Source organism: Enterobacter sp. BIGb0383 (assembly GCF_003751845.1).
Lineage (GTDB): Bacteria > Pseudomonadota > Gammaproteobacteria > Enterobacterales > Enterobacteriaceae > BIGb0383.
Window position 1 is genome coordinate 1126307 of record NZ_RJKQ01000002.1, and the last position, 13218, is coordinate 1139524.

General features: G+C 55.1%; 11 protein-coding genes. 8 read left to right on the forward strand and 3 right to left on the reverse strand.

Annotated elements, in window-relative coordinates:
• The first annotated feature begins 160 nt into the window (after positions 1-160).
• The 4 genes from opgB (at position 161) to EDF81_RS13680 (ending at position 4499) form a co-directional block, all read left to right on the forward strand.
• On the forward strand, positions 161-2452 hold the full coding sequence (opgB, locus tag EDF81_RS13665; protein WP_123348661.1) for a phosphatidylglycerol--membrane-oligosaccharide glycerophosphotransferase: 2292 nt from the start codon (positions 161-163) through the stop codon (positions 2450-2452).
• A gap of 171 nt (positions 2453-2623) precedes the next feature.
• Complete coding sequence (locus tag EDF81_RS13670; RefSeq protein ID WP_123348662.1) at positions 2624-3172, forward strand: LuxR C-terminal-related transcriptional regulator; 549 nt, start codon at positions 2624-2626, stop codon at positions 3170-3172.
• A 131-nt stretch (positions 3173-3303) separates the two neighbouring features.
• Positions 3304-4020, forward strand: a complete 717-nt coding sequence (locus EDF81_RS13675) for a winged helix-turn-helix domain-containing protein (protein ID WP_123348663.1) — start codon at positions 3304-3306, stop codon at positions 4018-4020.
• Positions 4021-4025: 5 nt separating this feature from the next.
• Complete coding sequence (locus tag EDF81_RS13680) at positions 4026-4499, forward strand: hypothetical protein (RefSeq protein WP_123348664.1); 474 nt, start codon at positions 4026-4028, stop codon at positions 4497-4499.
• Positions 4500-4553: 54 nt separating this feature from the next.
• Here the strand turns inward: EDF81_RS13680 and tsr are convergent, their stop codons facing one another.
• Complete coding sequence (tsr, locus tag EDF81_RS13685) at positions 4554-6227, reverse strand: methyl-accepting chemotaxis protein (protein ID WP_123348665.1); 1674 nt, start codon at positions 6225-6227, stop codon at positions 4554-4556.
• A 353-nt stretch (positions 6228-6580) separates the two neighbouring features.
• Between tsr and btsT the strand changes: the two genes are divergently transcribed.
• The 3 genes from btsT to yjiA are packed head-to-tail and all read left to right on the forward strand — an operon-like array spanning position 6581 to position 9962.
• The gene (gene btsT / locus EDF81_RS13690) at positions 6581-8734 is read left to right on the forward strand and encodes a pyruvate/proton symporter BtsT (protein ID WP_123348666.1); all 2154 of its coding nucleotides are present in this window, start codon (positions 6581-6583) and stop codon (positions 8732-8734) included.
• Between the two features lie 54 nt (positions 8735-8788).
• Complete coding sequence (locus EDF81_RS13695; RefSeq protein ID WP_123348667.1) at positions 8789-8992, forward strand: YbdD/YjiX family protein; 204 nt, start codon at positions 8789-8791, stop codon at positions 8990-8992.
• 13 nt (positions 8993-9005) lie between these two features.
• Positions 9006-9962 carry a GTPase gene (yjiA, locus tag EDF81_RS13700; protein WP_123348668.1) on the forward strand — a complete coding sequence of 319 codons (957 nt, stop codon included), beginning with the start codon at positions 9006-9008 and terminating at the stop codon, positions 9960-9962.
• Positions 9963-9997: 35 nt separating this feature from the next.
• Here yjiA and EDF81_RS13705 read toward each other — a convergent pair whose 3' ends face one another.
• Positions 9998-10300 (reverse strand): BrnA antitoxin family protein, encoded by a 303-nt coding sequence (locus EDF81_RS13705; protein ID WP_123348669.1) that lies wholly within the window; start codon positions 10298-10300, stop codon positions 9998-10000.
• Positions 10301-10525: 225 nt separating this feature from the next.
• Positions 10526-11896 (reverse strand): NAD-dependent succinate-semialdehyde dehydrogenase, encoded by a 1371-nt coding sequence (locus EDF81_RS13710; protein WP_123348670.1) that lies wholly within the window; start codon positions 11894-11896, stop codon positions 10526-10528.
• Between the two features lie 294 nt (positions 11897-12190).
• Between EDF81_RS13710 and EDF81_RS13715 the strand changes: the two genes are divergently transcribed.
• Positions 12191-13114, forward strand: coding sequence for a hypothetical protein (locus EDF81_RS13715; RefSeq protein ID WP_148049929.1), 924 nt, complete (start codon positions 12191-12193; stop codon positions 13112-13114).
• Positions 13115-13218 lie beyond the last annotated feature (104 nt).

The following is a 13218-nucleotide window of genomic DNA, read 5'->3' on the forward strand; positions in this document are numbered from 1 at the left end:
TCTCGACAATCGACTGCGATCGCCGTCAAATTACGCCATTTCTAAACCAATTCTGAACAACAAGGCAATTTAATGACACTAAAATTGCAGCTGCGTGACATCACATTTACATTGTGATACCTGAAGCCGGGGCGTGGCCTGGCATGACTGAGGAACATCTGTGTCGGAGCTGCTGTCCATTGCCCTGTTTCTGGCTTCCGTGGTGATTTACGCCTGGAAAGCCGGACGTAATACCTGGTGGTTTGCCGCAACCCTTACGGTGCTTGGCCTGTTTGTGGTGCTGAATATCACCCTGTACGCCAGTAACTATTTTACCGGCGACGGTATCAATGACGCGGTCCTCTACACCCTGACCAACAGCCTGACCGGCGCAGGCTTCGGTAAATACCTTCTGCCCGGCGTCGGACTGGTACTGGCGCTGGTGGCGGTCTTTGCCGCGCTCGGCTGGATCCTCCGCCGTCGCCGCCATCATCCGCACCATCTGGGCTACAGCCTGGTGGCGCTGGTTCTCGCCCTGGCGTCGGTGGACGCCAGCCCGGCGTTTACCCAGATTACGGACCTGGTTAAATCCCAGACCCGCGAAGGCGATCCCGACTTTGCCGCGTTTTATCAGGAGCCGTCGAAAGCCATCCCCAATCCAAAGCTCAACCTGGTTTATATCTACGGTGAAAGCCTGGAGCGAACGTATTTCGACAACGACGCCTTTCCCGACCTGGCCCCGGAGCTCAGCACATTAAAAAATGAAGGGCTGGACTTCAGCCATACCGCCCAGCTGCCCGGCACGGATTATACGATTGCCGGGATGGTCGCCTCCCAGTGCGGCATTCCGCTATTCGCCCCTTTTGAAGGCAACGCTTCGGCCTCGGTATCCAGCTTCTTCCCGCAGAATATCTGCCTCGGCGATATCCTGAAAAACTCCGGCTACGCCAACTACTTCGTCCAGGGCGCCAACCTGCGCTTTGCCGGAAAAGACGTCTTTTTGCAGTCCCACGGCTTTGATCATTTGTACGGCGCGGAAGAGTTAAAAAGCACGGTCGCGGACCCGACCTACCGCAACGACTGGGGTTTTTATGACGACACGGTGCTGGACGCCGCCTGGCAAAAATTTGAAGAACTCTCCCGCGCCGGAGAGCGCTTCTCCCTGTTTACGCTGACGGTGGATACCCATCACCCGGACGGCTTTATCTCCCGTACCTGCAACCGCAAAGAGTATAAATTTGACGGCAAGGCCAATCAGTCCTTTAGCGCCGTCGGCTGTAGCCAGGAGCATATCGCCGCGTTTATCAATAAAATCAAAGCCTCGCCCTGGTTTAAAGATACGGTGATCGTGGTGTCGTCGGATCATCTGGCGATGAACAATACGGCGTGGAAATACCTCAATCAACAGGATCGCAGCAACCTGTTCTTTGTGATCCGCGGCGACCAGCCGCAGCAGGATACGCTGGCGGTGAAGCGCAACACCATGGATAACGGCGCCACGGTGCTGGATATCCTCGGTGGGGATAACTTTATCGGCCTGGGCCGCAGCAGCATTTCGGGGCAGTCGCTGTCCGAAGTGTTCCTCAATATGAAAGAGAAGACCCTGGCGTGGAAACCGGACATTATCCGCCTGTGGAACTTCCCGAAAGAGATGAAAGAATTCGCCGTCGATCGGGAAAAGAACATGCTGGCCTTCTCCGGTAGCCAGTTCCGCCTGCCGCTGCTGTTACGGGTGTCGGATAAACGCGTCGAGCCGCTGCCGGAAAGTGAATACTCCGCGCCGCTGCGTTTCCAGCTGGCGGATTTTGCCCCACGCGATAACTTTGTCTGGGTCGATCGCTGCTACAAAATGGCGCAGCTATGGTCACCTGAACTGGCGCTCTCCACCGACTGGTGCGTCTCCCAGGGCCAGCTCGGCGGCGAGCAGAAGGTACAGCACGTCGACAGCGCACACTGGAAAGGCAAAACCGCCTTTAAAGACACGGTGATCGACTCAGCCCGCTTCCAGCGTAACGTCGAGATGCTGAAGGTCGGCGACAACGATGTGCGCTATCAGGCCGACAGCTTTGTCTTTAACGTGGCCGGTGCGCCGGAAGAGGTGAAACAGTTCAGCGGTATCTCGCGGCCAGAAAGCTGGGGACGCTGGTCTAACGCCCAGCTTGGCGAAGCGGTGAAGATTGAGTATCGCGATCCGCTCCCGGAAAAATTCGACCTGGTCATCACCGCCAAAGCCTTTGGCCAGAACGCCGGTAAGCCGATCCCGGTCCGCGTCGGCGGCCAGGAGCAGCCCCTGACGCTCGGACATGAGGTCACCACCACCACCCTGCATTTCGATAACCCGTCGCGCAGCAATACACTCGAGATCGTTCCGCCCGCTCCGCAGGCAACCAACGAGGGCAATATCCTCGGCCACGCGCCGCGCAAACTGGGTGTAGGAATGGTCGAAATCAAGATTGTCGCTGCAGAAGGCTAATAAAAGCCTGTCGCCCGGCGGCCGAGCCGGGCGCAATTCAGAAATATAAATCTATATGCTCGCTATATACCAGATTTTTATCTCATATATTTACAAATTGTATTTATAAATATCCGCTTGTCGCATCCAGTCCTACACTGCCCCCTCCCATACTGGTGGAAAGAAACGCAGATGATGCCGACAACATTACCCTCGCCGTATCAGATCCTGATCCTCAGCGACAATTACTATCTCAACCTTGGACTTCGGCACCTGATAGGCGAACACATGACGCCTCGCCCGGATATTGCCTGGATCAAAACCCCCGGGGCCGAAAGCCTTTTACGCCTGCGCAAACAGGTGCTGGAACCCAACCCGCAGACAAAATGGATCGCCTTTGCGGAGCGCCAGCAGATAGAGAGTTTTCGCCTCTTTCTGCCCCATAAATGCGTCTGCCTTGTCCCCTCCGATCTGCCGTTAAAACAGCTTATACAGCGGTTAAAAGTCCCGGACTTCAGCCATATTGCTCCCCGGGGAACGCCGCTAACCCCCGCCGAGATGCGCGTCTGTTCACTGTTTATCAAAGGCTTCACCGTCGGGGGGATCGCCAGAATACTGAGAAAATCACCCAAAACGATTCACACCCACAAACGCAACGCAATGGACAAGTTTCACAGCCATACGCTGGTGGATTTCCACCGTAAAATCAGCCTGATGCCGCTGGAAACGTTTCAACCCTAGCATCGTCATCGTGCGATTATTAACCTGAGCATTAGCCAATCTGGATCAATGTTATCGGTAACAAATAAAACTAAAATACGGTTTTAGCCTTCAGGATGCGCCTTTCCTCTGCGAAACCACTGCGATCAGCCATGAAATACCAACTTGCCGATACGCTCATCTATAACGATGACGATGCCACGCTCACGCTCATGGACAGCGCTGAAAGCCAGCGGCTAACCGACACGGCGAACACCATCTTTAGCCTGCTGGTGAAGCACGCAGGTATGGTGGTTGAACGTGATACCTTCCTGAGTGAGGTCTGGGATCGGCGCGGGCTGCAGGGGTCGAATAACTCTCTGAACCAGTACATCAGCATTCTGCGCAAAATGCTGGCGGCCATGGTGCCGGAAACCTCATTTATCGTTACCGTGCCTAAAACCGGTTTTATGCTGAGTGCGGACCTGCGCGTTGTCCGCCTGACCCTGGCTGCCCCCGTAGCCCATGCACGTCGCGATCCCCACTGGCTGGCCCTGCTCGGCACCTTAATCACGCTGGTCGTCTGCGCCTCGCTGCTGGCCTGGAAGCAGCATAAAAATCAAAGCGATGTCTTTCTGCTTTCCCATATTGGCCGCTGCCCGGTCTACACCTTTGCGCCGCTGGCGGACGTTTTCCACGACCGGGCAATTGTCCTGGCGCAGGCCATACAGCGGGAGGGAACCTTCACCTGCAGCGGCGATGGGGTCTTCTACCTGCATATTCAGGATGCTCTGTTTTACGGCGACAGTGGCCGTCTGGTGTTGTCCCAGTGCGCCCACTCCCGGGGCCGGGCCAGCGCCTGCCGCACGCTCTATTACTACAGGTGGTGAGCACAATGACGAAAACCTCCCTGCTGATCGTCCTGCTGCTCAATCTGGGGATTATCCTGACGGCGGTGCTCTGGCATCAGCAGCAGGAGCAGCTCTCCCTTAACTGCCATGGCTATCTGAGCTTCAATGACAGCAACCAGCACAGCCAGTTTCGCTTTGAAGGCCTGGTGGTCATGCAGTTCAGCCCCGACGGCAGCGGCAGCGTTAATCTGAACGGCAATATTGCCGCCGCCGGAGAAGTCTGGCCCGTTTCACGACAGGAAAGCTTCAGCTGGCGCCACACGCAGGAACGTTTTTACGATATCGCCATCGTCAGCATCGAGCGTTTCGGCCACGATAAAGTGCCCGACGGCGTGCTGGAGAAATACGTTGCTGGGCTAATGCCAGGACAAAAGCGACAGCTAAAAATTGAGAAAACGGCGGATAATGCACTGATCCTCAGTAATTTCTATTCGCCGCTGCTGGTCTGCGCGATCTGATACTGGGGAAGTGGCAGGAGGGGTCACCCCCGGCCAAAGCCGGGGGTGAGGACATCAGAAGGTTTCCCAGTTACTGTCGCTCGCTTCTGCCGTCGCAGGCTTGCGGCTGACTGCCGGGGCCGGGGCGGCTTTGACATTGCTGGTATAGCTGCGGGATTTTGCACCCTGCTCATGCATCACGCGGAACACGGAAACCGCCTGGGTCAGGCGGCTCGCCTGCTCTTCCAGCGCCGCTGCTGCTGCTGCGGACTCTTCCACCAGGGAGGCGTTCTGCTGGGTCACACGGTCCATCTCAGAAACAGCCAGACCGACCTGGTCGATACCACGGCTCTGCTCATCGGACGCAGAGGCGATTTCGCCCATAATGTCGGTCACGCGGGTCACCGCGCTGACGATTTCATCCATGGTTTCACCGGCGCTTTCCACCAGGGTAGAACCGACATCAACCCGGCTGACGGAATCTTCGATCAGGCCTTTGATTTCGCGAGCTGCCTGGGCACTACGCTGGGCCAGGTTACGGACTTCCCCTGCCACCACGGCAAAGCCACGACCCTGCTCACCGGCACGTGCGGCTTCGACCGCGGCGTTCAGCGCCAGAATATTGGTCTGGAAGGCAATACCGTCGATCACGCTGATAATATCGGCAATTTTCTGCGAACTACCGGCGATATCACGCATGGTCTGCACCACGTTATCCACCACTTTACCGCCTTTCTGCGCGGTTTCAGAGGCGCTCAGAGCCAGATTGCTGGCCTGACGGGCGTTCTCGGCGTTCTGTTTCACGGTCGCGGTCAGCTCTTCCATGCTGGCAGCGGTCTCTTCCAGAGAAGCAGCCTGCTGCTCGGTACGGGAAGAAAGGTCGTTATTACCGGAAGAGATTTCGCTGGCGCCGCTGTAAATCGCGTTAGCACCGTTACGCACGTCGCTGACGGTACGCACCAGTTCACCCTGCATATGACGCAGGCTGTCGGCCAGCTGGCCCATTTCGTTAGTGCCTTCAACATCGATACGCTTCACCAGATCGCCACCGGCGATATGACGGATGCTGTCGATCAGACGCAGCATCGGAGCAATCAACGCTTTCTTAATGCCCAGCCAGGCAATAATAATCACCGCCAGTACGGCCAGCAGAACGCTAATCAGCACCCAGATCGCCTGAGCGTAGGAGTCGTTGTTATTCTCAACGGCCACTTCGTACAGATGGTCGTTCTGGACCAGATAGTCGTTGTACTGCTTCTCAAAACCGTCCTGATAGCTCTGGGTCGGCTGGTCGAAGAACTCATTGATTTTACCGGCACCCAGCAGCTGAATCAGCTCGGCCAGCGCACCGTGGTAGATATCGTAGTTACGTTTAATTTCCTGTGCGGCAGTCTGGCTCTGACGTGGATCGATCGGCAACGCCTGATAATCAGCCCAGTTCTTTTCCGCCGTTTTCAGGGTGGTGGTGGCGATCTGCATCAGATCCTGCACCGTTGCGCCGCTGCCAATATTGCTCTGATCCATCATATAACGGATACCGGCGCGGTTGAGGGTGTTACGGGTTTGCAGCAGGGCAACCCAGCTGGCGTTCAGCGTCGACTGCTGCTGACGGATAGTCTGAAGAACGGTGAAGTTTTCTTTGTCGTGTTTCAGCGCGTTAAAGAACAAACCGCCGGACGTGAGCTGTAAAAGACCAAAAATTCCCAGAACCAGCAGCAAGCTGGTTACAATTTTCATACGGTTTAACATTTTTTCTCTTTCCTATAGGCAGATAACAGAGTTTTCGGCCAAAACCAGGAAAACTTTATGGTAAATCATGCTACAGGGATATTTAATCTTACGACTTTTACTCCACCTGTTTACCCGCCGTTGAGGGGATTTTAATAGTGATCTCAATCACATAATTATCCCCTGAGGTCGGTAAGGACAACCGCTTAGCCAGCGGGCAAACCGCTTACCCCTCGTATTCGACCACTCACGTAACTCTCCCCCTTGCCAGCATGCGCATCTGGCATGATCGTCGGCAGCATTTTATTCAATTAACTCCTCACATACCCACGCGGCTTCGGCTGCTTATATTTGCTTATAAAGCCAGGTTTACTATGGATATTAAAAAGCTATTCAAGCACATACCCTGGATGATCATTGGGATCATCGGGGCTTTCTGCCTCTCGGTTGTCGCGCTACGTCGCGGCGAACACGTTAGCGCCCTGTGGATCGTCGTCGCGTCGGTGTCGGTCTATCTGGTTGCCTATCGCTACTACAGCCTCTACATCGCCCAGAAGGTGATGAAGCTCGACCCGACCCGTGCCACCCCAGCGGTGATCAATAACGACGGGCTTAACTACGTTCCGACCAACCGTAACGTTCTGTTCGGTCACCACTTTGCCGCTATCGCCGGTGCCGGTCCGTTGGTCGGTCCGGTTCTCGCCGCGCAGATGGGTTACCTGCCGGGTACTCTGTGGCTGCTGGCGGGCGTGGTACTGGCCGGTGCGGTACAGGACTTTATGGTGCTGTTTATCTCCTCCCGCCGTAACGGCGCCTCTCTCGGTGAAATGATTAAGGAAGAGATGGGTCGCGTACCGGGTACCATTGCCCTGTTCGGCTGCTTCCTGATTATGATCATCATCCTTGCGGTACTCGCGCTGATCGTCGTTAAGGCGCTGGCGGAAAGTCCGTGGGGTGTGTTCACCGTCTGCTCCACCGTGCCGATTGCGCTGTTTATGGGTATCTATATGCGCTATATCCGCCCGGGCCGCGTGGGTGAGATCTCGGTTATCGGTATTGTGCTGCTGGTGGCGTCCATCTGGTTCGGCGGCGTAATCGCCCATGACCCGTACTGGGGCCCGGCGCTGACCTTTAAAGACACCACCATCACCTTTGCGCTGATTGGCTACGCCTTTGTCTCTGCCCTGCTGCCGGTATGGCTGATTCTGGCACCGCGCGACTATCTGGCAACCTTCCTGAAAATCGGCGTTATCGTCGGTCTGGCGCTGGGTATTGTGATCCTCAACCCGGAACTGAAAATGCCTGCGGTCACGCAGTACATTGACGGCACCGGTCCGCTGTGGAAAGGGGCAATGTTCCCGTTCCTGTTTATCACCATCGCCTGTGGCGCCGTCTCCGGCTTCCACGCGCTGATCGCCTCCGGTACCACACCGAAACTGCTGGCCTGTGAAACCGATGCCCGCTTTATCGGCTACGGCGCAATGCTGATGGAATCCTTCGTTGCGATTATGGCGCTGGTTGCGGCTTCGATTATCGAGCCAGGCCTCTACTTCGCCATGAACACCCCGCCGGCCGGCCTGGGCATCACCATGCCTAACCTGCATGAAATGGGTGGCGAAAACGCGGCCGTGATTATGGCGCAGCTGAAAGACGTTAGTGCCCATGCGGCAGCGACCGTCAGCTCCTGGGGCTTTGTGATCTCGCCTGAGCAGATCCTGCAGACTGCGAAGGATATCGGCGAACCGTCCGTCCTGAACCGTGCCGGTGGCGCACCGACCCTGGCGGTTGGTATCGCTCACGTGTTCCATAAAGTCCTGCCGATGGCGGATATGGGCTTCTGGTACCACTTCGGTATTCTGTTCGAAGCGCTGTTTATCCTGACCGCACTGGACGCCGGTACCCGCGCAGGCCGCTTTATGCTGCAGGATCTGCTGGGCAACTTCGTTCCGTTCCTGAAGAAAACCGACTCTCTGGTTGCCGGTATCGTCGCGACCGCGGGCTGCGTAGGCCTGTGGGGCTACCTGCTGTATCAGGGCGTGGTTGATCCGCTGGGCGGCGTGAAGAGCCTGTGGCCACTGTTCGGTATCTCTAACCAGATGCTGGCTGCCGTGGCGCTGGTCCTGGGTACCGTTGTGCTGATTAAAATGCAGCGCACCAAATATATCTGGGTTACCGTGGTTCCGGCTCTGTGGCTGCTGCTCTGCACCACCTGGGCGCTGGGTCTGAAACTGTTCAGCACCAACCCGCAGCTGGAAGGCTTCTTCTATATGGCCAGCCAGTACAAAGAGAAGATTGCGACCGGCGGCAGCGAACTGACCGCACAGCAGATTGCCAACATGAACCATATCGTGGTGAACAACTACACCAACGCGGGCTTAAGCATTCTGTTCCTGATCGTGGTTTACAGCATTATCTTCTACGGGATCAAAACCTGGCTGAACGTGCGTAACAACACGACACGTTCCGATGCTGAAACACCGTATGTCCCGGTACCGGAAGGCGGCGTGAAGACCTCTTCACACCACTAATCTGGTCCCATCAGGCCCCGCTTCGGCGGGGCTTTGTTCTTATCAGGATTGAATATGTTTGGTAATTTAGGCGAAGCTAAAAAATATCTCGGTCAGGCGGCAAAGATGCTGATTGGTATTCCGGACTACGACAACTATGTTGAGCATATGAAGACCAACCATCCGGATAAGCCGTGTATGACCTATAACGAATTCTTCCGTGAGCGCCAGGAAGCGCGCTACGGCGGAGGTGGTGAAGGCGGCATACGCTGCTGTTAAAACGGAGAGACCCATGACACCGATTTCAGTCACCCTACTTACCGGTTTCCTCGGCGCGGGCAAAACGACTCTGCTTCGCCATATTCTCAACGAAGAGCACGGCTACAAAATTGCCGTTATCGAAAACGAATTCGGTGAAGTTTCCGTCGACGACCAGCTGATTGGCGACCGCGCCACCCAGATCAAAACCCTGACCAACGGCTGTATCTGCTGTAGCCGCTCTAACGAGCTGGAAGATGCGCTGCTGGATCTGCTCGACAGCCTGGATCGTGGCGAGATTGAATTCGACCGTCTGGTGATCGAGTGCACCGGCATGGCCGATCCCGGTCCGATCATTCAGACCTTTTTCTCCCATGAGATCCTCTGCCAGCGCTACCTGCTCGATGGCGTGATTGCCCTCGTCGATGCCGTCCATGCCGATGAGCAGATGAACCAGTTCACCCTCGCCCAGTCGCAGGTTGGCTACGCGGATCGCATTCTGCTGAGTAAAACCGACGTCGCGGGTGACAGTGAGAAACTGCGTGAACGTCTGGCGCGGATCAACGCCCGTGCGCCGCTCTATACGGTAAACCATGGGGACATCGATCTGGCCCTGCTGTTTAATACCAACGGGTTTATGCTGGAAGAGAACGTGCTCCCGGCCAAACCGCGTTTCCACTTTATGGCCGACAAGCAGAACGACATCACCTCCATCGTACTGCAGCTCGACTACCCGGTTGATATCAGCGACGTGTCACGGGTGATGGAAAACCTGCTGCTGGAATCCGCCGAGAAGCTGCTGCGCTATAAAGGGATGCTGTGGATCGACGGTGAACCGAACCGCCTGCTGTTCCAGGGCGTGCAGCGCCTCTACAGCGCCGACTGGGACCGCCCGTGGGGCGATGAAGCGCCGCACAGCACCCTGGTGTTTATCGGGGTTCAGCTGCCGGAAGAAGAGATTCGGGCGGCGTTTGCGGGGCTGAAGAAGTAACGCATGTTAAGTCAGGGCTGCGCAGGGCGGCCCGGCTATTTTTTGCTGAGATCGCGCAGCATCGCCTCACGCAGAATCGCATTCAGGCGCGTCTGATATCCTTTGCCCGGCTGTTTTAACCATGCCATAACGTCTGCGTCGATACGCACCGAAGCCTGGGTTTTGAGCGGGCGATAAAATTTACCGCGCACCGCCCCGGACCACTGCTCATCGCCTGTGCCAGGAATATCACTGTAATCAATTTCTTCATCCGGCTTGTTGGCCAGGGCGTTAAGTTCAGCCTCCCGTTCCGGACGGAGCACGGCAGCTTCACCGCGTTTATGTTTAACGTTGCTCATACCGTTTCTCTTTTTTTGTCCGCCTTGCATGCTCTGGCCCTCCCTGTTTGTATATACAAAAAAGAATATACAATTCATCTGAGGACGTCATTAAGCGTGAGTGGTGTGGTATCGAAAATGGAAGGCAAATTCAGAGACGGATGCAACGGGAGCAGGCGTTTGCAGGATAAGTGGAAAAAGATGTCAGCCTCCCCGGCAACACAGGGTTACCGGGGAATCAGAGAATTATTCCCGCACCACCACCAGTTTCTGGTTCACAAACTCTTTGATCCCCAGATCCGACAGCTCGCGGCCGTAGCCGGAACGTTTCACGCCGCCAAATGGTAGCTCGGCTGCGGTATCGGTCAGCCAGTTGATATAGACCATCCCGGTTTCGATCCGCGAGGCCATTTTTTTGGCACGTTCAATATCCTGACTGAATATCGCCCCGCCCAGGCCGTAGTGGGAGTCGTTAGCCAGACGTACCGCCTCGTCATCATCGTTAACCACGTAGACCTGCGCCACCGGACCGAAGAACTCTTCAAAGTACGCCGGGTTCTCCCGCGAGATCCCGGTCAGGATCGTTGGCTCAAAGAAGTTACCTTCCCGCGAGACGGGCTTGCCGCCAAGATGCAGCTTCGCGCCCTTTTTCACCGCCTCGTTGACCTGATTCGTCAGGGTTTCCAGCGCATCCTTCGAGGAGAGCGGCCCCAGGGTGGTGCTCTCATCCAGCGGATCGCCGATTTTCACCTTGCGGAAGGCGTCGGTAAATTTCTCCAGGAACTGTCCGGCCACGCGCTGATGCACAATAAAGCGCTTCGCGGCGGTACAGACCTGTCCGGCGTTATTAAGGCGCGCCTCGACGCCCGTCTCCACGGCTTTCTCCAGATCGGCGTCATCCAGCACGACAAAAACGTCATTGCCGCCCAGTTCGAGGGTCGATTTCTTAATGTGTTTCGCCGCCTGGGCGGCCACCACGCTCCCGGCTTTTTCAGACCCCGTCAGCGCCGCACCCTGAACGCGCGGGTCGGCGATAATATTCGCAACCTGATCCGAAGAGATAAACAGATTGGTCCAGGCACCTTCCGGCGCACCCGCTTCCCGCACCAGATGGGCGAAGGTTTCCGCGCAGTGCGGTACGATGCTGGCATGTTTCGCGATCACCGGATTACCGGCCGCCAGGTTTGGCGCCAGGACGCGCATCAACTGGTAGTAAGGGAAATTCCACGGCTCAACGGCCATGATCACGCCGATGGGATGATGCTCAACCCAGGCATTGCCCAGCTCGGTTTTGTAGGTCACCGGGGCCAGAAAACGCGGGGCGTTATCGGCATAGTAGCGGGCGATTTGCGCGCAGAGTTTGACCTCACCCCGGCTCTGCTCGATAAGCTTACCCATCTCCTGGCTGGCAATCTTCGCCAGCTCCTCTGACCGGCTATCGATGAGGTCCGCCAGTTTATGCAGCACCGGCAGTCGCTGGCCGAGATCCCCTTTTGCCCATTCGGAATGGTAGAGCGCATCGGCGGTTTTCAGCGCCGCCTCGACGTCTTTATCACTGTGAGCCGGATACTCTTTAATAAGTTGGTTATTGGCAGGATTCACCGTCTGGTAAGCCATATCACTGTCTCCTTTTTGCCGTATATGCGGGTTAAAAATTTTGCTTAGGGTATTAAGAGTAGTAGAGACAGCTGGCTTTAAGCGTAAAGATGGGTATATACGGAGGTTTCTGAATGTGTATGGACCAGACTGGGTGGAGAAACTGACCGGCCCCTCTTATTTCACCTGTATTTCTTTCATAAATAGACGCCAGACTCTGATAATTTACAACGTAATCGGATCCTTTCATCTCCGTACTACATCCCATAGAATGGATTTATCGAACGAGATGGCAACGTTAAAGGGAGTGATATCATGGCAGCTGGACTAAAAATGTTTTATGCCCGCCATACCGGGAAGCAGAATAAAAAAATGCATATTTCTGAGATCGCGCCAGAAGATAAGGATTATTTGATCTGCCGCTATTGCGCGACCCGAATCGTCTGGGTTGATTCTTTTAAACGTCTGGGTAAAAACATCCCTGCCTATCTGCGCCTTTGGCCGAATACCGCCCATGAACCGGGCTGCAAAAATACGATGAAATCGCTGGTCGATGCTCTTGTCGCGGAATCCACCAATATTGAGGATGCGCAGGAGGTTTTCGCAGAGGATAACGGGAACTATGTTTTCCGAATGAATGTGCTTGTCGATGCCGTACGCGAGTTGAAATCGGCTCAAAAGGATCTTGATGAAGCCGCTGAAGACAGTGAAAAAGAGCGTAAGCGAACCCACTACCAGCGAACAGAGAAAAAGCTGACCGACTATTTTAATTCCGCTGCGGGAATCGCAAAGCTGCGCGCCAGAATAGAAGATAGTGAAGATAAAGAAGAGCTTAGCAAGCTAGTCACCATCATGTTTAATAAGAAAAAAGTGAGCTGGAATGATTTTTTCTTTGATGAAAATCGCTATCCCACGCTTTTCAAAAAAGCGTCGAAAATTGATTATCCCGTCGCGATTGCGCTCACCGTCGAAAAAGAAGAAACCCCTGTAGCCAACGGCGCTTTTTTCACGGCTAAAGGCGAAACCTGCAGGGTATCCAAAGAGGATGGTGAGAAAGATTTTTTCTGCCCGGAGCTACGTTCTCACACATCTGGAACGCTGCTGAAATTTAAAGCGAAGGAAGAGGTGATTGTTGTGGGCTGGCTGAACACGAAAGAGGCGCCCTGGAAACACGGCATCACGTATAAGAATATTATTTTCTGGATTGATAACAACAAACAAATAACCCGAGTGGATTAGGTGTAATATGAATGAATGTTAATAAACTCATTCGCTACATGACTTTATTACTCCACCTTTCCAATACATTTCTATTGGATTTAATCGTTGTCACGGCTGGCACC

What these genes read in the sequence shown, in the direction of transcription:
- EDF81_RS13680 (WP_123348664.1), top strand. Translation starts at nt 4,026, where the DNA reads ATGACGAAAACCTCCCTGCTGATCGTCCTGCTGCTCAATCTGGGGATT.
- btsT (WP_123348666.1), top strand. Translation starts at nt 6,581, where the DNA reads ATGGATATTAAAAAGCTATTCAAGCACATACCCTGGATGATCATTGGG.
- tsr (WP_123348665.1), bottom strand. Translation starts at nt 6,227, where the DNA reads ATGTTAAACCGTATGAAAATTGTAACCAGCTTGCTGCTGGTTCTGGGA.
- yjiA (WP_123348668.1), top strand. Translation starts at nt 9,006, where the DNA reads ATGACACCGATTTCAGTCACCCTACTTACCGGTTTCCTCGGCGCGGGC.
- EDF81_RS13675 (WP_123348663.1), top strand. Translation starts at nt 3,304, where the DNA reads ATGAAATACCAACTTGCCGATACGCTCATCTATAACGATGACGATGCC.
- EDF81_RS13670 (WP_123348662.1), top strand. Translation starts at nt 2,624, where the DNA reads ATGATGCCGACAACATTACCCTCGCCGTATCAGATCCTGATCCTCAGC.
- EDF81_RS13695 (WP_123348667.1), top strand. Translation starts at nt 8,789, where the DNA reads ATGTTTGGTAATTTAGGCGAAGCTAAAAAATATCTCGGTCAGGCGGCA.
- EDF81_RS13710 (WP_123348670.1), bottom strand. Translation starts at nt 11,896, where the DNA reads ATGGCTTACCAGACGGTGAATCCTGCCAATAACCAACTTATTAAAGAG.
- EDF81_RS13705 (WP_123348669.1), bottom strand. Translation starts at nt 10,300, where the DNA reads ATGAGCAACGTTAAACATAAACGCGGTGAAGCTGCCGTGCTCCGTCCG.
- EDF81_RS13715 (WP_148049929.1), top strand. Translation starts at nt 12,191, where the DNA reads ATGGCAGCTGGACTAAAAATGTTTTATGCCCGCCATACCGGGAAGCAG.